The sequence below is a fragment of the Pseudomonas sp. SDO52101_S400 genome, from assembly GCF_054071635.1.
The window spans coordinates 44,554-65,841 of sequence record NZ_JBSVWF010000014.1 but is presented as its reverse complement, the minus strand read 5'-3'; the positions used below and the strand labels follow the sequence as shown (position 1 = coordinate 65,841).

Genomic DNA, 21,288 nt, shown 5'->3' with positions numbered 1-21,288 from the left:
TCCGAGCATTCTGCTGGGAATGGCCGGGTTAGTCGAGTTTGGCGGGTGGCGGTTCCTGAAACGGTTTCTGACCTTCGGCCGCCGGGGCGATGGTTTTGTTTTCCTCTTCGACCGGCACCAGTTTGTACTCCTGACCGTGGAGGTTCTTCAGGTAAACCTCCATCTGCCGGAACGAGATGTTGATGTGCTGCTTCTTGAACTCGCGGTTGATGAAGCGGTTGACCTCGTCGATCACCGGGTTGCGGTCACCGAGGTCACGCACGTGCATGCGCAGCTCGTGGTCGAGGGTGCTTTCGCCGAAGTTGAGGAAGTACACGTGCGGCTCGGGTTCCTTCAGCACGCGCGGGTTTTCCCGGGCGGCCTTGAGCAACAGCTCCTTGACCAGATCCAGATCCGAGCCGTAGTCGACGCCGAGTTTGAGCGTTACCCGGGTGATGGTGTCGGTCAGCGACCAGTTGATCAGTTGCCCGGTGATGAACGTCTTGTTCGGGACGATGATGTCCTTGCGGTCGAAGTCGGTGATGGTCGTGGCCCGGATGCGGATCTTGCTCACCGTGCCCGACAGGTTGCCGATAGTGATGGTGTCACCGATCCGCACCGGGCGTTCGAACAGGATCATGATGCCGGAGATGAAGTTCGCGAAGATCTCCTGCATACCGAAGCCGAGGCCGACCGACAGCGCCGCCACCAGCCATTGCAACTTGTCCCAGCTCACGCCGAGAGTCGACAGGGTCGAGACGAAACCGACCCCGGCGATCACGTACGACAGCAGCGTCGTGGTCGCGTAGGCGCTGCCCTGGGCCAGATTGAGTTTCGACAGCACGAACACTTCAAGCAGGCCCGGCAAGTTACGTGCGAGCGCAAAGGTGATGCCGATGATGATCAGCGCGCCGAGCATGTCGCCGATGCTGATCGGCACCATGCTCATGTTGGCGCCGGTGCCGCTGGTGTATTCGTAGAGGGTGATGTTGTCGAGGTACGAGAATACCGTGATCAGGTCGGCCCAGACCCAGTACAGCGCCGCGATGAAACCGCCGAGCAGTGCCAGGCGGATCAGGCGCAGGGACTGTTCGTTGACCTTTTCGATGTCCAGGGTCGGCTCTTCGATCACCGCTTCACCGTCGCCGGCTTCTTTCGCTGCCTGGCGTTTGGCCAGGGCGCGCTGGTAAGCCAGACGTCGTGCAGCAACGGCGAGACCACGGACGAAGGTGGCTTCGATCACCAGCCAGAACATCAACAGGTAGAGCGTGTTGATCAAGCGGTCACTGAGCTTCAACGCGGTGTAGTAGTAGCCGAAGCATACGGCGACGAACAGCGCGATGGGTAACAGGGTGAACATCACACCCACGGCCTTGCGAAACAGCGAGGCGTTTTCGTGAGCCGGGCTGCTGATCAGCAGACGACTGAGCAGCCACGCCATCAACGCGTAGCAGGTCAACACCACCGGCATGCCGATGACGTCATCGGCCAGTGCCGCCGGTTGCAGTTCGGCAACCGCCACCACGGCCACCAGGGCCATCACCACCAGGCCGAGGCGACGTACCCAACCCTGAAGGAATTCGACCTGCGGTTTCTCCCAGCGGAAGTGCAGCTCCGCCACGCCGCCCGGCGCGAGGATCCGGTAAGCGGTGTAGAACACCAGCCACGCCTGACCCATTTGCAGCAAGGCCGCGCCCATGTTCGCGTTCTGGCCGCGGGCGTCGATCTGCAGCGCCAGTCCACACAGCGCCAGGCCCAGCGCCACCGGCATCGCCAGCAGGATGTTGATCAGAATTGCCTGCGGCGTGTGCCACTGGCTGTCACGTTTGAAGTGGCCGATGTCCTGATGGACCTTGTTCAGGCGCGAATACAGTTGTTTGCGGCGCCACAGCAGCGCGCCGATCAGCAGCGCCAGCGGCAGGAACAGCAGCGGGCGCTGGGTCAGTCCGTCGGTCAGTTCGCTCAGGCTCGAGGCCAGCGGCAGGGTGTCGATCTGGCGTTTCAGGCGTTCCGGCACGCCGCGAATCCACTCGGAGTCCAGCGGCTTGTTGCTGGGAATCCAGAACATCTGCTCGTCGAGGGTCGCGCGCAGGCTTTGCGCAGTGCTCAGCAGTTGCTTCTGGTTCAGTTGCAGGGTGATCGACTCATTGAGCATCGCGCTCAGTTCGCGACTCAGCCGCTCCAGCAGATCGACGCGGGTGTTGGCCAGCTCCAGCAGACTTTTGCGCAGTTGTGGCGTGACTTGCTCCGGCGGCTGGGTGGACAGCAGGTTGTCGACGTAAGTCGCCGGATTGCTCAGCTGTTCGCGCTGTTGGTTGATTTCGAACTGGTACAGGCGAATGTCGGCGATCTGATCCGCCAGGTCGCGGTCGACCTTGAGGCGCGGCAGCGCCTGCTTCTGTTTATAGAGAATTTTCGACAGCAGCAGGCTGCCCTTGAGCACGTTGATCTGCTCGTCGAGGGCCGAATCGCTCTGGGTCACGCTGTCCAGTTGCTGCTTGGTCTGCAGGTTCTGCTGGGTCAGCTCGTTGAGGCGGTCGGTACTTTTGAGCAGATAGTCGGAGAGTTTGAGGTTGGCTGCGCTCTCCGTGGCGAGCAAGGTGCTGCTGCCCGACTTCTGCGCCTCGATCGACTGTTGCGTCACGGTTTCCTGAGACAGGGTCAGACGCTTCTGGTTGATCAGGGTTTGCAGTTCCTGAATCTCATGGTCCAGGCGGTCGGATTTTTCTGTGAGCAGGTCATGCTGGCTGTTGCCCAGGTCCTGCAACTGGTTGTTGCCGGCCAGTTCCTGACGGCGCAGCGGGATCAGTGCATTGAGCGCTGCCAGCTCGGCGTTGAGCAGGTCCCGTTGCTCGGCGCTCAGGGTTTTGCCGCTGTCCTTGCCGGTCTTGAGGATGCTGTTGATCTGCTGGATGCGCGTCTGGCTGTTAGCGATTTCTGCCTGGGCGCGCTCCGGGCGAGTCTGTGCAGTGATGATCAGGCTGTTGGCGTCGGCCAGGGCTTTTTGCAGATCGCTTTGCTGGGTCGAGCGCTCGGTGAGTATCTGTTCCAGCTGCTGGATGTTTTCCTTGGTAAAGCGCTGCGCTACCGGAACCACGGCGGTTGCCTTGAGGCGTGCCAGTTCGCGGGTGTTCTCGATGGTCTGTTTCGGCGCCGTGGCCAGTTGTTGCTTGAGATCGATCAGTTTCTGCTCATAGTCACGCCGGTTGTTGAGCTGGTTCAGCGTGTTTTGCAGGAGCGTTTGCAGGGCCTTTTTGTCGGCCTCGGGCAGTTTGCTGTCGGTGAGCTTGTCCAGGTTGGCCTGCACGGCTTCGCTGGACGGCGGTTCTGCGGCCTGCAGCGGGCCGACAGTAAGACTCAGGCCCAGCAGGGCCGCGAGGAAAAAGGAGCGCAGGGTAGGCATAGAGACCGGTCAAGCAAGTGAGAGTGGAGGCAGTTTAGAGGAAGAGCCCGGGGCCCGGGCGACTTCCTTCGGGGAATCTGACGCCCACTTTGGCGATCTTGTTCCCGTCCATGACCGCAACCGTCCAGTGGGTATTGTTCCATTCCACCTGGTCGCCAACGATCGGCGCACCGCCGACTTTCTGGGCAATGAAGTGGCCCAGGGTCATGTCCGGATCGATGCCGTCGGCCGGCAGGCCATACAGGGCTGCAACCGCTTTGAGCTGGGCGTCTCCTTCGAGTACGAAGTCGCCGAAGAAGCGCAGGTCCAGGCCCCGTTGCGGTGCCTGGCTGAACAGTTTTCCGAGGGCCGGCAAGTTGTGTTCATGGCCGATAACACACAGCAAATCATCGACTTCCAGCACCGTACTACCCGACGGATGGAGCAACTGTTGACCGCGAAACAGGGCTGCGATACGGGTGCCTTCGGGCATTTTCAGCTCGCGCAGGGGCGAACCGATGCACCATTTCTCCGCGCCGAGCTTGTAAACGAACAGCTCCCACTCGCTGGTGATGTGTACTTCCAGGGCCGAACGGGAGATCGGCGCAGGCTCCGGCGGCACCGTCACCTTGAGCAGTCTGGCCACCCACGGCAGGCTCGTGCCCTGCACCAGCAGCGACACCAGTACGATGAAGAACGCGAGGTTGAAGTACAGCTGCGCATTCGGCAGCCCGGCCATCAGCGGGAACACCGCCAGAATGATCGGTACCGCGCCGCGCAGGCCGACCCACGAAATGAATGCCTTTTCACGACCATGGAAAGCCTTGAACGGCAGCAACCCGACCACCACCGACAGTGGCCGTGCGAACAGAATCATCCACAGCGCCAGACCCAGAGCAGGCAGGGCGATCGGCAGCAAGTCGTGCGGGGTGACCAGCAGCCCCAGCACCAGGAACATGCCGATCTGTGCCAGCCACGCCATGCCGTCGAGCATGTGCAGGATGCCGTGGCGGCTGCGCACCGGACGGTTGCCGATCACCAGACCGCACAGGTACACGGCCAGGAAGCCGCTGCCGTGCAGGGCGTTGGTCAGGGCGAACACCACCAGACCGCCGGCGATCACCAGAATCGGGTATAGGCCGGTGGCGAGGTTGATCCGGTTGACCAGTTGCAGCATCAGCCAGCCGCCGCCGAGGCCGATCACGCCACCGATGCCGAACTCGCGGATCAGGTGGGTCAGCAGGCTCCAGTGCAGACCGGTCTGGCCGCTGGCGAGCATGTCGATCAGGGTCACGGTGAGGAACACCGCCATCGGGTCGTTGCTGCCGGATTCGATTTCCAGGCTGGCGGTCACCCGTTCGTTCAGGCCCTTGCCGCCGAGCAGCGAGAACACCGCCGCGGCGTCCGTGGAACCGACGATGGCGCCGATCAGCAGGCCTTGAATCAGGTTGAGGTCGAACAGCCACGCGGCGGCCATGCCGGTGAGACCGGTGGTTATAAGGACGCCGACCGTGGCCAGCGACAGGGCGGGCCACAAGGCCACGCGGAAACTCGACACCCGGGTGCGCAGGCCACCGTCGAGGAGGATCACCGCCAGTGCGAGGTTGCCGACCAGATAGGCCGTCGGGTAGTTATCGAAAATGATGCCGCCGCCATCGACCCCGGCAGTCATGCCGACTGCGAGGATGATCACCAGAATCGGGATGCCGAGACGCGACGAAAGGGAACTGACAAGAATGCTCGCACCTACCAGCAACGCGCCGATCAAGAACAGGCTGTTGATGGTCGTCGCATTCAAAGGCAGTACTCCAGAAGCGGAAAGACGGGCACAAACTGACCATGCAGTCTGCGTGCCAGCGATTCTAACCTGTTGAAATGTGATGCTGTCAAAAAGGTTTTTCTGTGGGCTATTCAGATTTGGGTTCGGCTTGCGATTGTTGCCCTCACCCTAACCCTCTCCCGGAGGGAGAGGGGACCGATCGTGGTGTTTGTATGAGCTACAGCGACTTGAAATAGCAAGTCGAACTCAGGATCTGAAAAGCCCCCAATCTGCTCCCTCTCCCTCCGGTACATACACCCGGGGGAAGAGGGGGCTGATCGAGTGGTTCTCTCGGGTTACATCGACCTGAAATATTGAGTCGAGCTCAGGTTCTGAAAAGCACGAAGATCTGCTCCCTTTCCCCCTCGCCCCCTTGGGGAGAGGGCTGGGGTGAGGGGGTAGCTTTTGACCTTGACCTTGATCTAAAAAATCAAAGGCTAAACCGCCCAACCATATTGTTCAGATCCAGCGCCAGGCGCGACAGCTCGTTACTCGCCGCACTGGTCTGATTCGCGCCGGTCGCCGATTGCACCGACAGATCGCGAATGTTCACCAGGTTGCGGTCCACTTCCCGCGCTACCTGCGCCTGCTCTTCGGCGGCGCTGGCGATCACCAGGTTGCGCTCGTTGATTTCAACGATGGCGCTGTTGATGGTGTCCAGCGACATACCAGCGCCACGGGCGATGTTCAGAGTCGATTCGGCGCGCTCGGTGCTGTTGCGCATCGAATCCACCGCGTGCTCGGTGCCGCTCTGGATGCTGCCGATCATGCGCTCGATTTCGCTGGTCGATTGCTGAGTACGGTGCGCCAAGGCACGGACTTCGTCGGCCACCACAGCAAAACCACGGCCGGCCTCACCGGCACGGGCCGCTTCGATGGCGGCGTTGAGTGCCAGCAGGTTGGTCTGGTCAGCCAGGCCACGGATCACGTCCAGCACCTTGCCGATGTCGCGGGATTCGTTGGCCAGATCACCGATCAGGGTGGCGGTGCTCTGCACGTCGGCGCTCATGCGTTCGATGGCGCTGACGGTTTCCTGCACCAGATCGCGACCGTCGCCGGCGGAAGTAGTGGCGTTCTTCGAGGCTTCCGAGGTGCTGACCGCGTTGCGTGCAACTTCTTCAACCGCGCTGGTCATCTCGTTGACTGCGGTGGCGGCCTGCTCGATTTCGTTGTTTTGCTGGGTCAGGCCACGGGCGCTTTCGTCGGTGACGCTGTTCAGCTCTTCCGCTGCAGACGCAAGCTGCGTTGCCGAGCCGGAAATGCGTTGCAGGGTGTCGCGCAGTTTCGATTGCATCTTGGCCATGGCCGCCAGCAGGCGCCCGGCTTCGTCGGTGCCGTCAACGTGAATCGGCTGGGTCAGGTTGCCTTCAGCGATGGTTTCCGCCGCATCCAGTGCTTTGGAGATCGGCTTGGTGATGCTCAGGGTCAGCAGCCAGGCAAACAGGAAGGTCAGGCCGGTGGCGATCACCAGCAGCGTCACCACCAGACTGAAGGCCGAAGAAAACTGCTCGGCGGCTTGCTGGTTGGTGTTGCTGATCTGCTCGCCGTTGATCTGCATCAGGCGATTGAGCACGGTGTTCATTGCTTCGGAGTTGTCGAGCAACTGAGTGTTCAGCAGATTGCGCAGCTCATCCACCTGATTGTTGCGCGACAGGGTTTTCATCCGGTCTTCGATCTGGCGGTACTGACCCAGCAACTGCACGTACTGGTCATAGGCCGCACGTTCTGCCGGGCTGCCGATCAACGGCTCGTAATCGGTCTGGGCCTTGCGGATCTGCTGGTTGCGCATCTCCAGCAGTTCGATGGTTTTTTGCTGGACGTCCGGCTCGCGGTTCACCAGCAAACGGTACGACAGCACCCGCAGGCGCAGGGTCAGCTGGGTGAACTCGTCGAGGTTCTTGATGCTCGGCACGCTGGTGGTGGTGATGTTTTCGGCGGCGCCGCGGATCTTGCTCATCTGGTTCAGGGCGAACACGCCGAGAATCAGCATCAGGCCGCCGATCAGGGCGAAACCGGTGAACGCCCGGGGGGCGATATTCATATTGCGAAGGGACATGGTGCGATTACCAGGGAAGGGCCGCATCCATGCGGGCTGAGACTGCTGTTGGATGACTTATCGGTCATACGACTAAAGTCTTGAGGCGGTGCGCGTATTTGTCGCATAAGGGGCCGGGCGACGAAGTGCAGGAACCAGATCGGCAGATCACAGTCTCTAACACTCGCAGGAACGGTCGGCCACCAGGAAAATCAAGGCCTTGCGCCGGTTTAACCCTGGCATCCACGACGACTTTTCTTTATCGTACGCGCCCTTTGAAAAAGCCCTGGAAGATCAAAATGTTGGAAGCATCCCTCAGCCAATTGGAACAGCTCGTCAGCGATCTGGTGCAACAGAACCAGACCCTGTCGGAAACCAACCAGACCCTGTCCACGGAACTGGCCCAGGCCAAGGATGAAAACGAAAGCCTGCAACTGAGCCTGATGGAACAGGAAGAAAAGCACGGCGCCACCGCCGCGCGCATCCAGGCTCTGGTTGATCGCGTCAACGCAGGTCCTGTCAGCGCATGAACCAGGGCACAGCAGGGGTAAAAGTCATCTCCATCATGGGGGAGGACTATTCGATCAAGGCACCGGCCGGGGAAGAACAGACCCTGCTGGACGCCGCATTGATGCTCAAGGCCGCACTGGCCGACACCAAACGCAAATACCCGACGCTGATCGGTGACCGCCTGCTGGTGCTGGCGGCGATGAATCTGTGCTCGCAGCAGATTGAAATGAAGAAGCAGCACCAGCACGAACTCGAGCGTTACCAAGAGCAAGTCAGCGCCACGGTCGAGACCATCGCCAAGACCATCAATCAGGGTTGATGGGGTTGCGCACAACCAAAGAATAAGATTGTCGATTGGGTTGTATACAATCGGCACGGCTGTTGCAGTGTTTCAGCCTCTTATTCTTTGGGGGTGCTCCATGCAGTTCTGGCGTCGCAGTATTCAATGGCAGCTGATCCTCGGCATGGGCACCGCCCTGCTGGTCAGTATCCTGATCGTGGTTGGCATTTATACCCTGGTGGTCAACCGCCTCGCCCAGAGCTATCTGGTCGAGCAGGCGTTGCCGTCGAGCATCGAAGCGACGCGCAACGACATCGAACGAATTCTCGTTCAACCGCTCACCGCCGCCAAAGACATCGCCAGCAACACGATGGTGCGCGATTGGCTGGCCAATGGTGAAGACTCCACTAAAACGGCGGGCTTCGCGCAGTATCTGGAAGGTATCCGCGCCGAACACAAGGCGTTCACCGCGCTGATCATCGGCACCGAATCCAATCACTACATCACCGAAAAAGGCCTGGATCGCACCCTCAGTCGTGCCAAACCGGCCGATGCGTGGTTCTACTCGTTTCTCGACAGCAATCAGCCGCGCACCCTGAACATCGACAACGACGGGGCCACGGGAGAGCTGGCGCTGTTCATCGATTTGAAGGTCGAGCAGGCCGGCAAAGTGGTCGGTGTCGCGGGGCTCGGATTGAGCATGAAGGAGCTGTCGGAGCTGATCCACAACTTCAGCTTTGGCGAGCGCGGCAAGGTCTATCTCGTGCGTTCCGACGGACTGATCCAGGTCCATCCCGAAGCGCAGTTCAGCGGCAAGCGCACCCTCACGGAGCAGATCGGCGCCAACGCAGCACAAGCGGTCATGGGCCACAAAGTTGCGACCAGCAGCAGCTTCCAGCGCGACGGCGAAGACTTCCTCGCCTTCAGCCTGCCTTTGCGTGATCTCGGCTGGACGCTGGTGGCCGAAGTGCCACAGTCGCAGATCTACGCTGAGGCCCGACGGGCGATGTGGATGAGCAGCGGCATCGGTCTGGCGGTGGCGCTGGTTTGCCTGGCGCTGGTGATCTGGCTGGCTCAGGGACTGGTGCGACCGATTCGTCAGGTAACAGCTGCATTGGTAGCAATCGGTAGCGGTGGTGGAGATTTGACCCATCGGTTAGATTCCAGTCGCGCCGATGAACTGGGCGACCTCGCTCGGGGCTTCAACCGTTTCCTCGACAGCCAGCGCGGGATGATCGGCGAAGTGCTGACCACCAGCGAGCGCCTGCGTGTCGCTGTCGGCCAAGTGGCCAGAGTTGTGGATAACACCGCCGAGCGCTCCGGCCGCCAGCAGGAAATGACCGACATGGTCGCCACCGCCGTTCACGAAATGGGCCTGACGGTGCAGGAAATCGCCCAGAACGCTGGAAACGCTGCGCTCGCTTCACAAACTGCCCGGGACGAAGCCATGCAGGCGCGGGAAGTGGTCGGCGGTTCGATTCGCCATATAGAAAGCATGTCCGATGAAATCGGCGTCGCGGCCGGCGCGGTAGGTGAGCTGGCGCATCAGGTGGCATCGATCGATCAGGTGCTGGCGGTGATTCGCGGTGTTTCCGAGCAGACCAATCTATTGGCGCTGAATGCGGCGATTGAAGCGGCGCGGGCCGGGGACATGGGGCGTGGCTTTGCCGTGGTTGCCGATGAAGTGCGCACCTTGGCGCGCCGGACTCAGGCGTCAACCGATGAGATCCAGCAGATGATCGGCAGTCTCAAGCAGGGGGCGGAGAATGCTGTTTCGTCGATGCGTAGTGGGCAGGCCGCGACGGGGACTGGGGTTGAATCGAGTCAGCGTACCGGGGCGTCTTTGACGGCGATCACCGGGCAGGTCGAGCGCATCAGCGACATGAACCATCAGGTGGCGACGGCGACTGAGGAGCAGTCGGCGGTGACCGAAGAGATCAACCGCAACGTGCAGGGGATTTCCGATCTGGCCCGGGCGACGGCGGGGGAGGTTCGGGCCTGTCGTGAGGATTGTCAGATGCTGCAGCGCTTGGCGGATGACCTGGCGCGGCAGATGGGTGGGTTCAAGTTGAGTTGAGTGCTGAATCTGAAAAGCCCCTCACCCTAACCCTCTCCCGGGGGGAGAGGGGACCGATTCGGGGATGCTTTTGAGATACGCCGACCTGAAAGTGCTTTGCCGAATCCATAATCGACCCGGTTTTTCAGGTCGATGCAGAGCGCAAGACACCTCGGTAGGCCCCCTCTCCCTCCGGGAGAGGGTTGGGGTGAGGGCTGGCTTTAGAACCACGCGTCCTGCATCCCCAGACACGTATCATCCCGCGCCTCCAACAACGCCAGCTCATGCTGACAACCCGGCACTTCCCACGTCAGAAAATACCGCGCCGCCTGCAACTTGCCCTTGTAGAAGTCGGCATCCGCCGCATTGCCCTTGGCCAAACCTTCTTCCGCCCGAATCGCCTGCTCCAGCCAGCGCCAGCCAATCACCGCGTGCCCGAACACCTTCAGGTACAACGCCGAATTCGCCAGGCTGCTGTTGACCTTGCCCTGAGCCAGATCGGTCAGCAGGCTGATGGTTACGCTCTGCAGGCGTGCGACCAGTTTCTCCAACGGCTCACGGAGTGCGGTCAAAGATTCATACGCCACCGCGCGCTCGGCCGTGTCGGCAATCAGGCGGATCAGTTGCTTGAGTCCGGCGCCACCGTTCTGCGCCAGTTTGCGTCCCAGCAAGTCCAGCGACTGAATGCCGTGGGTGCCTTCGTGGATCGGATTCAGGCGGTTGTCTCGGTAATACTGCTCCACCGGGTATTCGCGGGTGTAACCGTGGCCACCGAGAATCTGGATCGCCAGTTCGTTGGCTTTCAGGCAGAACTCCGACGGCCAGGATTTGACTATCGGTGTCAGCAGATCCAGCAATTCATGGGCCTGTTTGCGCTCGGCTTCGGTTTCCAGTGTGGTGGTGTCATCGAACAGCCGTGCCGCATACAGGCCGAGATCGAACGCCCCTTCGACGTAGGATTTTTGTGTCAGCAACATGCGTCTGACGTCCGCGTGCTGAATGATCGCCACCGGCGCAGTGGTCGGATCCTTGCTGTCCGGCACCCGGCCCTGTGGACGTTCGCGGGCGTACTCCAGCGAGTAAAGGTAACCGGCATAACCGAGCATCACCGCGCCCATGCCAACGCCGATCCGCGCCTCGTTCATCATCTGGAACATGTAGCTCAAACCGTGATGCGGCTTGCCCACCAGATAGCCGACACAGTCGCCGTTATCGCCGAAGTTCAGTGCTGTGGACGTGGTGCCGCGCCAGCCCATCTTGTGGAACAGCCCGGCCAGCAGCACGTCGTTACGCTTGCCCAGACTGCCGTCATCGTTGACCAGAAACTTCGGCACGATAAACAGCGAAATCCCCTTCACCCCGGCCGGTGCATCCGGCAGCTTGGCCAGCACCATGTGCACGATGTTTTCCGAGAGCGGGTGATCGCCGCCGGAGATGAAGATCTTGTTGCCTTTGAGGCGATAGGTGCCGTCGGACGCAGGCTCTGCACGTGTACGAATATCCGACAGCGACGAACCGGCATGGGGCTCGGTCAGGGCCATGGTGCCGAAGAAGCGGCCGTCGATCATCGGTTGCAGGAAGCGTTGCTTCTGCTCATCGGTGCCGAAGCTTTCGATCAGGTTGGCGGCGCCCATGGTCAGGAACGGGTACGACGTCGACGCCGCGTTGGCCGACTGAAAGTGGGCGAAGCAGGCCTGGGACAACAGTGTAGGCAGTTGCATGCCGCCGGCGTCGAAACTGCGCGCCGCGTTGAGGAATCCGGCTTCGAGGAAGGCATCCACCGCCGGTTTCACTTCGGGAATCAGAATCGCCTGACCGTTCTCGTAGCGCGGTTCGTTCTCGTCGCCCTTGCGGTTGTGCGGTGCGAAGTACTTCTCGGCGATGTTGCGCGCCGTGCCGATGGCGGCGTCGAAGGTTTCGCGGTTGTGCTCGGCAAACCGCTCGCGCCGGGTCAGGCCCTCGGCATCGAGGACTTCGTACAGCTCGAAAGCCAGATTGCGGGAACTGAGCAGCGTCTCGGACATGGCGGCCTACCTTATTTTGGAATGGGCCGAGTCTAGGCGTGCGAATAAAGGCTGAACAGGAAGATTGATAACGGTGATATTGGAGCCGAGCAGCGGCTTAACAAACACCACAAAGCAAATGTGGGAGCGGGCTTGCTCGCGAAGGCGTCGTGTCAGTCGATATCAATATCGAATGATCTACCGCTTTCGCGAGCAAGCCCGCTCCCACAGGGAATTACATTCCAGGCGACCATTGCGGTTGCCTGGTGTTACAGCAGTTTAACCGATGGTCATCAGGCTGGCGTTACCACCCGCTGCTGCGGTGTTGACGCTCAGCGCGCGTTCGATCACCAGGCGCTCCAGCGCAATGTTGGTCTCGCCCTGGGACAGGCCCTGAACCCCAACGATGGCGCCGGCACGCTTGGCGATCTGCTGGCAGACCGCACGCAACTGGTCGGAATGGCCGTGATGCAGAACCGCATCGAACACCACGTCGTCCTTGTTCCAGTCGGAAACCAGTTTGATCCGCGCCTGAATCTCCTTCGGCAGGCGTGCGAACAATGCCCTGCTGGTGTCGGATTCCGGCCAGACCGCCGAACCGCCCACTGCCAGTACCGCAGCGAGTTGGGTCAGCAGATCACCTTCGATGTCCGCCAGGCACAGCACGTGCTCACGCGGCAGGATCGCGTAGCTGTTCTTCTCGCCGGTCGGGCCGGCCAGTACGCGGGTGATACCGCTTTGCGACTGGGCTGCGTACTGAACGCACAGAGTGCTCAGGTCGGCGAACTTGTTGCTGTCGGCCCAGGCTTTCAGGGCGACCAGCGGTTTGCTCAGGGCGTCGCGCAGACGAACGTCCGGTGCCACGGCAGCATCACCGCGAGCGAAGGATTGTTCGATGGCGTCGGTAGGACGCGTCGACAGCAAGCGGTACAGGTACAGCGGGCCGCCAGCCTTCGGACCGGTGCCCGACAGGCCTTCGCCACCGAACGGCTGGACGCCGACCACGGCACCCACGATGTTGCGGTTGACGTAGACGTTACCGGCGTTGACGTTGTCGATCACCTTGGCGATGGTCTCGTCGATGCGTGTATGCACGCCGAGGGTCAGGCCATAACCGGAGGCGTTGATCTGGGCGATCAACTGGTCGATCTCTTTACGCTTGTAGCGCACCACGTGCAGCACCGGGCCGAAGATCTCGCGCTGCAGTTCGTCGAAGCTTTCCAGTTCGATCAGGGTCGGCATGACGAAGGTGCCGCGTTTGACTTCTTCGGCATCGGCGATGGCTACCTGGTACACGTTGCGACCTTTGTCGCGCATGGCCTGGATGTGCTTCTCGATGCCGGCCTTGGCTTCTGCGTCGATCACCGGGCCGATGTCCACGGACAGACGCTCCGGGTTGCCGAGACGGCTTTCAGCCATCGCACCCTTGAGCATTTCGATGACGCGATCAGCGGAATCTTCCTGCAGGCACAGGACGCGCAGGGCCGAGCAACGCTGACCGGCGCTGTCGAAGGCCGAGGACACCACATCGATCACTACTTGTTCGGTCAGTGCCGAAGAGTCGACGATCATCGCGTTCTGGCCGCCGGTTTCGGCGATCAGCGGAATCGGACGGCCCTGGTTGTCGAGACGACCGGCTATGTTGCGTTGCAGCAGGCGCGCCACTTCGGTGGAACCGGTGAACATCACGCCTTTGACGCGCTCGTCACCCACCAGACCGGCGCCGACAGTTTCACCGCGACCCGGCAGCAGTTGCAGCACGCCTTCCGGAATCCCGGCTTCGAGCAGCAGGCGTACGGCTTGTGCGGCGACCAGCGGAGTCTGTTCGGCCGGTTTGGCCAGCACCGGGTTACCGGCGGCCAGTGCGGCGGCAACTTGGCCGCTGAAGATCGCCAGCGGGAAGTTCCACGGGCTGATGCAGACCACCGGGCCCAATGGGCGGTGGGCGTCGTTGCTGAAATCGTTGCGTGCCTGCACTGCGTAATAACGCAGGAAGTCGACTGCTTCGCGGACTTCGGCGATGGCGTTGGCGAAGGTCTTGCCGGCTTCGCGGGCCAGCAGGCCCATCAGCGGCTGGATCTCGGCTTCCATCAAATCAGCAGCGCGTTCCAGAATTGCGGCGCGTTCGGCGGGCGGTGTGGCCTGCCAGATCGGTGCGGCGTTCAGGGCGCATTGGATGGCATTGTCGACGTCTTCGACGGTGGCTTCCTGCACGTGGCCGACCACGTCGCGCAGATCGGACGGGTTCAACACCGGTGCCGGCGCTTCGTTGCTGGAGGCGCAGCCGAGCATCGGCGCGGCTTTCCAGTTGTTGTGCGCGGTCGCCAGCAGGGCGCAGGACAGCGAGGCCAGACGATGTTCGTTGGCCATGTCGATGCCGCTGGAGTTGGCGCGCTCGGAACCATACAGGTCACGCGGCAGCGGAATACGCGGGTGCGGCAGGCCGAAACCACCTTCCACGGTTGCCATCTGTTCGATCTGTGCCACTGGATCGGCCACCAGTTCCTGGATCGAAATCGACTGGTCGGCGATGCGGTTGACGAACGAGGTGTTGGCGCCGTTTTCCAGCAGGCGACGTACGAGGTACGCCAGCAGGGTTTCATGGGTGCCGACCGGTGCGTACACACGGCACGGACGGTTCAGCTTGCCTTCGGAAACTTTGCCTACAACCTGCTCGTACAACGGTTCGCCCATGCCGTGCAGGCATTGGAATTCGTACTGGCCTGGGTAATAGTTCTGGCCGGCAATGTGATAAATCGCCGACAGAGTGTGGGCGTTGTGCGTGGCGAATTGCGGGTAGATGACTTCCGGTACCGACAGCAATTTGCGGGCGCAAGCGATGTAGGAAACGTCGGTGTACACCTTGCGGGTGTAGACCGGATAGCCTTCCAGGCCTTCGACCTGGGCGCGCTTGATTTCGCTGTCCCAGTACGCGCCTTTCACCAGGCGGATCATCAGGCGATGACGGCTGCGGCGAGCCAGGTCGATCACGTAGTCGATCACGTACGGGCAACGCTTCTGGTAAGCCTGGATCACGAAACCGATGCCGTTCCAGCCGGTCAGTTGCGGCTCGAAGCACAGGCGCTCGAGCAGATCCAGCGACAGTTCCAGACGGTCGGCTTCTTCGGCGTCGATGTTCAGGCCGATGTCGTATTGCTTGGCCAGCAGCGTCAGCGACAGCAGGCGCGGATACAGCTCGTCCATCACGCGCTCGTACTGGGCGCGGCTGTAGCGCGGGTGCAGGGCCGACAGTTTGATCGAGATGCCCGGGCCTTCATAAATCCCACGGCCGTGTGACGCTTTGCCGATCGAGTGAATGGCTTGTTCGTACGAGGCCAGGTACTTCTGGGCGTCGTGTTCGGTCAGCGCTGCTTCACCGAGCATGTCGTAGGAATAACGGAAGCCCTTGGCTTCGAACTTGCTCGCGTTGGCCAGGGCTTCGGCGATGGTTTCGCCGGTCACGAACTGCTCGCCCATCAAGCGCATGGCCATGTCGACGCCCTTGCGGATCATCGGCTCGCCGCTCTTGCCGATGATGCGGCTCAGGGACGAAGTCAGGCCGGCTTCGTTGTGGGTCGACACCAGTTTGCCGGTCAGCAGCAGACCCCAGGTCGCGGCGTTGACGAACAGCGACGGGCTGTTGCCCAGGTGCGGCTGCCAGTTGCCGGTGCTGATCTTGTCGCGGATCAGTGCATCGCGAGTGCCTTTGTCCGGGATGCGCAGCAGCGCTTCGGCCAGGCACATCAGCGCCACGCCTTCCTGGGATGACAGGGAAAATTCCTGCAGCAGGCCCTGAACAATGCCTGCACGACCGCCGGCACTCTTCTGGTTACGCAGTTTTTCCGCGATGTTTGCTGCGAGTTTGTTGGTGGCCTCGGCCATCGGCGCCGGCAGGCGAGCCTGCTCGATCAGCATCGGCACCACTTCCGGCTCAGGGCGACGGTAAGCGGCGGTGATCGAGGCGCGCAACACCGATTGCGGCAGGATGCTTTCGGCGAATTCGAGGAAGCATTGGTGGGCGTGATCGGTATGGACTTCGCCTGCCTCGTCGGCATCCTTGGCGGTCAAACCGTTCAGCTCGGTCAGGGTTGCACCACCCTCGAGTTTTTCCAGGTAATTGAAAATTGCCTGCTTGATCAGCCAGTGCGGTGTGCGATCAATCGAGGTTGCAGCGGCCTTCAGGCGCTCGCGGGTCGGGTCATCGAGTTTGACCCCAAGGGTGGTGGTAGCCATATTTTTATCCTCATAGGTGCCGCAGTTGCGCGACAACAGCTGGCGGCAAGATTAGCCGCGAGCCGAAAGAGGTGCAACCGGGTGCAACCCTTTTTTTGTCGGAATATTCGGCAGCTTGTCAGGAATAAATTTCAGCTTCGCGATGATCGCTCTAGATGGGTGCTTTCAAGGCAGGTGGATAGTTTTCACTGCGCCGGAATGGCGCAAAATGGGCGGTTTACAGTAAAAAATCCGACGTAGGTGCAACTAACTCTCAAGAAACTGGTTGCACCTGTTTTGCTTTGTTGCATAGGATTCGCGCCCAAGGTGCAACCGGGCTTACCCCCTTGTACCGGCCAATGGCTTTCCTGGGGAAACATTGGTCATAAATGCGCGGCTGTGCGAATCGTCTGTCAGACGTCAGTCTGCAAACGGTGCAACCGCCGCCGCTACATAAAAACAAAGCCAGGGCACGTACGTAATGAGCGCAAGCAATCCAACCCTGATCACGTTCGTGATCTATATCGCAGCAATGGTGCTGATTGGCTTCATGGCCTATCGCTCCACCAACAACCTTTCCGACTACATTCTGGGCGGCCGCAGCCTGGGCAGCGTGGTGACCGCATTGTCCGCCGGCGCCTCCGACATGAGCGGCTGGTTGCTGATGGGCCTGCCGGGCGCCATCTACATGTCCGGCCTGTCCGAAAGCTGGATCGCCATCGGCCTGATCGTCGGTGCCTACCTGAACTGGCTGTTCGTCGCCGGCCGTCTGCGTGTTCAGACCGAGCACAACGGCGATGCGCTGACCCTGCCGGACTACTTTTCCAGCCGTTTCGAAGACAAAAGCGGTCTGCTGCGCATCATTTCGGCAGTGGTGATTCTGGTGTTCTTCACCATTTACTGCGCTTCCGGCATCGTTGCCGGCGCCCGTCTGTTCGAAAGCACCTTCGGCATGTCCTACGAGACTGCGCTGTGGGCCGGTGCTGCTGCGACGATTGCCTACACCTTTGTCGGCGGTTTCCTCGCGGTGAGCTGGACCGATACCGTTCAGGCCACCCTGATGATCTTCGCCCTGCTGCTGACGCCGATTATCGTGCTGCTGGCCACCGGCGGCGTCGACACCACGTTCCTGGCCATCGAAGCACAGGATCCGAGCAACTTCGACATGCTCAAAGGCACTACCTTCATCGGCATCATCTCGCTGATGGGCTGGGGTCTGGGCTACTTCGGCCAGCCGCACATTCTGGCGCGTTTCATGGCCGCTGATTCGGTGAAGTCGATCGCCAACGCCCGTCGCATCTCCATGACCTGGATGATCCTGTGCCTGGGCGGCACAGTGGCGGTGGGCTTCTTCGGTATCGCTTACTTCTCTGCGCACCCGGAAGTGGCGGGTCCGGTGACCGAAAACCACGAGCGTGTGTTCATCGAACTGGCGAAAATCCTTTTCAACCCATGGATTGCAGGCGTGTTGCTGTCGGCGATTCTCGCAGCAGTGATGAGCACCCTGAGCTGCCAGTTGCTGGTGTGCTCCAGTGCTCTGACCGAAGACTTCTACAAGGCATTCCTGCGTAAATCCGCTTCGCAAGTCGAGCTGGTATGGGTCGGTCGTGCCATGGTGCTGCTGGTTGCCCTGGTCGCTATCGCTTTGGCCGCCAACCCGGAAAACCGCGTCCTCGGTCTGGTCAGCTACGCCTGGGCCGGTTTCGGTGCCGCCTTCGGTCCGGTCGTGCTGATCTCGGTAATCTGGAAAAAGATGACCCGCGACGGCGCACTGGCCGGCATCCTGGTCGGCGCGATCACCGTGATCGTGTGGAAGCATTTCGAAGTGCTGGGCCTGTACGAAATCATCCCGGGCTTCATCTTCGCCAGCCTGGCGATCTACTTCGTCAGCCTGATGGGCCAGCCGAGCACTGGCATGGTTCAGCGCTTTGAAGCGGCCGAGAAGGATTTCCATCTGAACAAGTGATGGAATGAGCTGAGGCTCACAAAAGAACGGCCCGTTTCCTATAGGAAGCGGGCCGTTTTTTATTGCCTGCGATTTCTCAAGAGTATTGGAGAACCCTGTGGGAGCTGGCTTGCCAGCTCCCACAGGTTCAACGATGTATTTGAGGGATATGTCTGTAGTCGAAAGCGTTGATTGTTGAAGGGAAGATCGAAGTTTCAGGTAGGGAAAATCTGATTTTCCAGTCACCCAACCTGCACCCCTTGCCCCTCATGCAGAATCGCCCGCCCTCAATCTGCAGAGAGACATCGGATGTTCGCGCCTGCCAATCAACCGCGTTTCACGTTGACCGTCGAAGGCGCCCAGTTTGACCTCAAAGTCCTTGAGTTCACGGGCAAGGAAGCCATCAGCCAACCTTTCCGCTTCGACCTGGAGCTGGTTAGTGAGCGGCCGGATCTGGATCTGGAAAGCCTGCTGCACTGTCAGGCGTTTCTGAGTTTTGATGAAGACGGTTCCGGTATCCACGGTCAGATCTATCGGGTCGGGCAGGGGGATTCCGGCAAGCGTCTGACCCGCTATCACGTCAGTCTTGTTCCGCGTCTGGCCTATCTTGGCCATCGGATCAATCAGCGAATTTTCCAGCACCAAAGCGTGCCGCAGATCGTGACGCAGATCCTCAAGGATCACGCGATCCTGCGCGATGCCTTCGAATTTCGCCTCGGCAGCGATTACCCGCCGCGTGAATACTGTGTGCAGTACGCCGAGAGCGATCTGGCGTTCATCCAGCGCCTGTGTGCCGAGGTCGGCATTCACTTCCACTTTCAGCACAGTCCGGACGGACACTTGTTGGTGTTCGGCGACGATCAAACGGTATTCCCGCGTCTGGCCGAGCCGACGCTGTACCTGCCGGGCAGCGGCATGGCTGCTGCGGCGCCAGCCATTAAACGCTTCACCGTCCGAGTGGAAACCCGCACCAGCGTGGTCAGCCGGCGTGATTACGACTTCAGCAAGCCGCGCCTGCCGCTGCAGAGTCGAGTCGAAAGCGAACAGCGCCCGGTGCTGGAGGATTACCACTTCCCCGGCCAGTTCACCGAGCGTGCCACCGGCAAGCAACTGGCCCAGCGCACCCTTGAACGCCATCTCGCCGACTACCGGCAGGCCGAGGGGCGCAGCGATCAATCCTGCCTGGTCAGTGGACATTTCCTGCAGCTGACCGAGCATCCACGCAAGGATTTGAATGACCTCTGGCTGCTGACCGCCGTCGAGCACCATGGCCGACAGCCGCAAGTGCTGGAGGAATCGGTCACCAGTGATGGGGAAGATTTCCAGGGGTACCGTAATACTTTTCTCGCAACGCCGTGGGACGTGTTCTTTCGTCCGCCGAGGGGCCCGGAAAAGCCACGGATGCTAGGCTATCAACCGGCCGTGGTCACCGGCCCGAAAGACAGTGAAATCCATTGCGACGAGTATGGCCGGGTCAAGGTGCAACTGGCCTGGGATCGCGACGGTGAACTCAACGAGCATTCCAGTTGTTGGCTTCGGGTCGCCAGCGGCTGGGCTCATGACCGTTATGGCAGTGTGCTGATTCCGCGGGTCGGCATGGAAGTGCTGGTGGGGTTCATCGATTCCGACGCCGACAAACCGCTGGTCATGGGTTGCCTGCCGAACGCAGCCACGCCGGTGCCGCTGGATCTGCCGGCCGACAAGACCCGCAGCATTTTCCGCAGTCAGAGTAGTCCGGGCGGCGGCGGTTACAACGAATTGCGCATCGAGGATCGCAAGGGCGCGGAGGAAATCTACCTGCGCGCCCAGCGAAACTGGACGCAGCATGTTTTGAACGATCAGCAGGTGCAGGTCGATAACCAGCGCAGTGTCGTCGTCACTGGCCTTGCCAAACATGAGTTGAAAGCCGATGAACAGCGCATCACCCACGGTCAGCGCCAGACCGAAGTGAAGCAGGACGACCACCTCACGGTGACCGGCGACCGACACATCCGCGTAAGCAATCAGGCTATCAATGCCAGTGGTCAATTCCACGTCAGCGCCGGCCAGCAGGTAGTGATCGACGGCGGGGCGAGCGCGACGATTCAGGCGGGCGGGCAGTGGATCAACATTGGCCCCGGCGGGATCTTCAGCAGCGTGCCGATTGTTGTGGGTGGCGCGCCGATGGCGGCGATAAGTGCGGCGCCGACAGTGCCGGGCTTGCCGGAAAAACTGACGGCGGCACCGGCTGCGATTCTGACTGCCGCGCAAATCATGAGCCTTAAAGGTGATGCTCCGTTCTGTGAAGAGTGCGAGCGCTGCAAGGACGGTATCTGTGCAGCCTGATAAATGGTTGAAGGATGAGCCGCTGAAACCGTCGGAGCAGTTGTTCGCGATTTTCAGTAGCGCCAGTGCGGCAGAGCCACTGAAGGCCTGGCCGCTGAAAGCGCAGATGCCGAAACCGGTCTGGGCGGAAACGATCTATGCCGAGTGGGGTGCGGTGATGCCCTACGTGGGAATCGTCGACGCGGGCAGTGAGTTTCTGGATTGGGTCGCGACCACCGAATCCCGCGACTGGGGCTGGCTGGCGGTCTCTTCGGCGGGGCTTGAGGCGGTGGTCGAGCATTTTCGCAGTCTGACTCAGGTGCTGATACCTGATGGGAAAGCGGCGTTCTTCCGGTTTTGGGATGGGCGGTTTTTGTTGCCGATCCTTGAGTCGCCCGAGGTGGATGCCGGGCAATTGCTGCCGATTCTCACGCGAGGCTTGATCAACGGTCAGGCCGCCGAGATCGGGGGCAGGGCGCGGGTCTCGGGGCGGGAGTTTCCTTGGTGGTCGGTGCCTGAAAAGCTGCTTGCGCAATTCGGCGGTGATGCCAGGATCAACAACGCCTTGCAGTGGTTGAGCGAGGAGCAGCCGGCTTTGTTCGAGGCATTTCCCGCCGATGTCCTGCGCTGCAAGGTTGTCAGGTTTTTTGCGGTTTCGACGTCGGACGAATCGTCGGCTTCGGCATTGCTGGACTACTTGCGGGACGAATCAGAGTGAAATTTCCGGGCAAAGGCTTCGGACGTTTCCTGCGAGTTGCGGCGG

At 60.8% G+C, this 21,288-nt stretch carries 11 protein-coding genes; 6 read left to right on the top strand and 5 right to left on the bottom strand.

The window, feature by feature from the left end; genetic code table 11:
* Positions 1–28: 28 nt before the first annotated feature.
* The 3 genes from mscK to ACW9HX_RS09460 form a co-directional block, all read right to left on the bottom strand.
* Entirely contained in the window at positions 29–3,382 is a 3,354-nt protein-coding gene (gene mscK / locus ACW9HX_RS09470; RefSeq protein ID WP_457380383.1) for a mechanosensitive channel MscK, read from the bottom strand.
* Between the two features lie 34 nt (positions 3,383–3,416).
* Positions 3,417–5,159, bottom strand: coding sequence for a potassium/proton antiporter (locus ACW9HX_RS09465; protein WP_457380382.1), 1,743 nt, complete (start codon positions 5,157–5,159; stop codon positions 3,417–3,419).
* A 451-nt stretch (positions 5,160–5,610) separates the two neighbouring features.
* On the bottom strand, positions 5,611–7,236 hold the full coding sequence (locus ACW9HX_RS09460; protein ID WP_457380381.1) for a methyl-accepting chemotaxis protein: 1,626 nt from the start codon (positions 7,234–7,236) through the stop codon (positions 5,611–5,613).
* A 278-nt stretch (positions 7,237–7,514) separates the two neighbouring features.
* Here ACW9HX_RS09460 and ACW9HX_RS09455 point away from each other — a divergent pair, with 278 nt between their 5' ends.
* The 3 genes from ACW9HX_RS09455 (at position 7,515) to ACW9HX_RS09445 (ending at position 10,082) form a co-directional block, all read left to right on the top strand.
* Positions 7,515–7,745, top strand: a complete 231-nt coding sequence (locus ACW9HX_RS09455) for a hypothetical protein (RefSeq protein WP_007952320.1) — start codon at positions 7,515–7,517, stop codon at positions 7,743–7,745.
* The gene (locus ACW9HX_RS09450; RefSeq protein ID WP_457380380.1) at positions 7,742–8,044 is read left to right on the top strand and encodes a cell division protein ZapA; all 303 of its coding nucleotides are present in this window, start codon (positions 7,742–7,744) and stop codon (positions 8,042–8,044) included. Before ACW9HX_RS09455 ends, ACW9HX_RS09450 begins: the two co-directional genes overlap by 4 nt.
* 100 nt (positions 8,045–8,144) lie before the next feature.
* Positions 8,145–10,082: a methyl-accepting chemotaxis protein gene (locus ACW9HX_RS09445; protein ID WP_457380379.1), complete on the top strand. Its 1,938-nt coding sequence runs from the start codon at positions 8,145–8,147 to the stop codon at positions 10,080–10,082.
* 200 nt (positions 10,083–10,282) lie between these two features.
* On the opposite strand, the gene ACW9HX_RS09440 is transcribed toward ACW9HX_RS09445, so the two are convergent.
* Together ACW9HX_RS09440 and putA are read right to left on the bottom strand one after the other, a co-directional pair.
* Positions 10,283–12,085: an acyl-CoA dehydrogenase gene (locus tag ACW9HX_RS09440; protein ID WP_457380378.1), complete on the bottom strand. Its 1,803-nt coding sequence runs from the start codon at positions 12,083–12,085 to the stop codon at positions 10,283–10,285.
* A gap of 258 nt (positions 12,086–12,343) precedes the next feature.
* Positions 12,344–16,297, bottom strand: coding sequence for a trifunctional transcriptional regulator/proline dehydrogenase/L-glutamate gamma-semialdehyde dehydrogenase (gene putA / locus ACW9HX_RS09435; RefSeq protein WP_457380377.1), 3,954 nt, complete (start codon positions 16,295–16,297; stop codon positions 12,344–12,346).
* A 460-nt stretch (positions 16,298–16,757) separates the two neighbouring features.
* Here putA and putP point away from each other — a divergent pair, with 460 nt between their 5' ends.
* From putP to ACW9HX_RS09420, 3 genes are all read left to right on the top strand, one after another.
* Positions 16,758–18,242, top strand: coding sequence for a sodium/proline symporter PutP (gene putP, locus ACW9HX_RS09430; RefSeq protein WP_085746450.1), 1,485 nt, complete (start codon positions 16,758–16,760; stop codon positions 18,240–18,242).
* Positions 18,243–18,530: 288 nt separating this feature from the next.
* Positions 18,531–20,546: a type VI secretion system Vgr family protein gene (locus tag ACW9HX_RS09425; RefSeq protein ID WP_457380376.1), complete on the top strand. Its 2,016-nt coding sequence runs from the start codon at positions 18,531–18,533 to the stop codon at positions 20,544–20,546.
* Positions 20,491–21,243 carry a DUF4123 domain-containing protein gene (locus ACW9HX_RS09420; RefSeq protein WP_457380375.1) on the top strand — a complete coding sequence of 251 codons (753 nt, stop codon included), beginning with the start codon at positions 20,491–20,493 and terminating at the stop codon, positions 21,241–21,243. The genes ACW9HX_RS09425 and ACW9HX_RS09420 overlap by 56 nt, the downstream gene beginning before the upstream one ends.
* Positions 21,244–21,288: the final 45 nt, after the last annotated feature.

Excerpts from the sequence above, each read along its gene's own strand:
- mscK (WP_457380383.1), bottom strand. The coding sequence starts at position 3,382 with ATGCCTACCCTGCGCTCCTTTTTCCTCGCGGCCCTGCTGGGCCTGAGT.
- ACW9HX_RS09460 (WP_457380381.1), bottom strand. The coding sequence starts at position 7,236 with ATGTCCCTTCGCAATATGAATATCGCCCCCCGGGCGTTCACCGGTTTC.
- ACW9HX_RS09455 (WP_007952320.1), top strand. The coding sequence starts at position 7,515 with ATGTTGGAAGCATCCCTCAGCCAATTGGAACAGCTCGTCAGCGATCTG.
- ACW9HX_RS09450 (WP_457380380.1), top strand. The coding sequence starts at position 7,742 with ATGAACCAGGGCACAGCAGGGGTAAAAGTCATCTCCATCATGGGGGAG.
- ACW9HX_RS09445 (WP_457380379.1), top strand. The coding sequence starts at position 8,145 with ATGCAGTTCTGGCGTCGCAGTATTCAATGGCAGCTGATCCTCGGCATG.
- ACW9HX_RS09440 (WP_457380378.1), bottom strand. The coding sequence starts at position 12,085 with ATGTCCGAGACGCTGCTCAGTTCCCGCAATCTGGCTTTCGAGCTGTAC.
- putA (WP_457380377.1), bottom strand. The coding sequence starts at position 16,297 with ATGGCTACCACCACCCTTGGGGTCAAACTCGATGACCCGACCCGCGAG.
- putP (WP_085746450.1), top strand. The coding sequence starts at position 16,758 with ATGAGCGCAAGCAATCCAACCCTGATCACGTTCGTGATCTATATCGCA.
- ACW9HX_RS09425 (WP_457380376.1), top strand. The coding sequence starts at position 18,531 with ATGTTCGCGCCTGCCAATCAACCGCGTTTCACGTTGACCGTCGAAGGC.
- ACW9HX_RS09420 (WP_457380375.1), top strand. The coding sequence starts at position 20,491 with ATGCTCCGTTCTGTGAAGAGTGCGAGCGCTGCAAGGACGGTATCTGTG.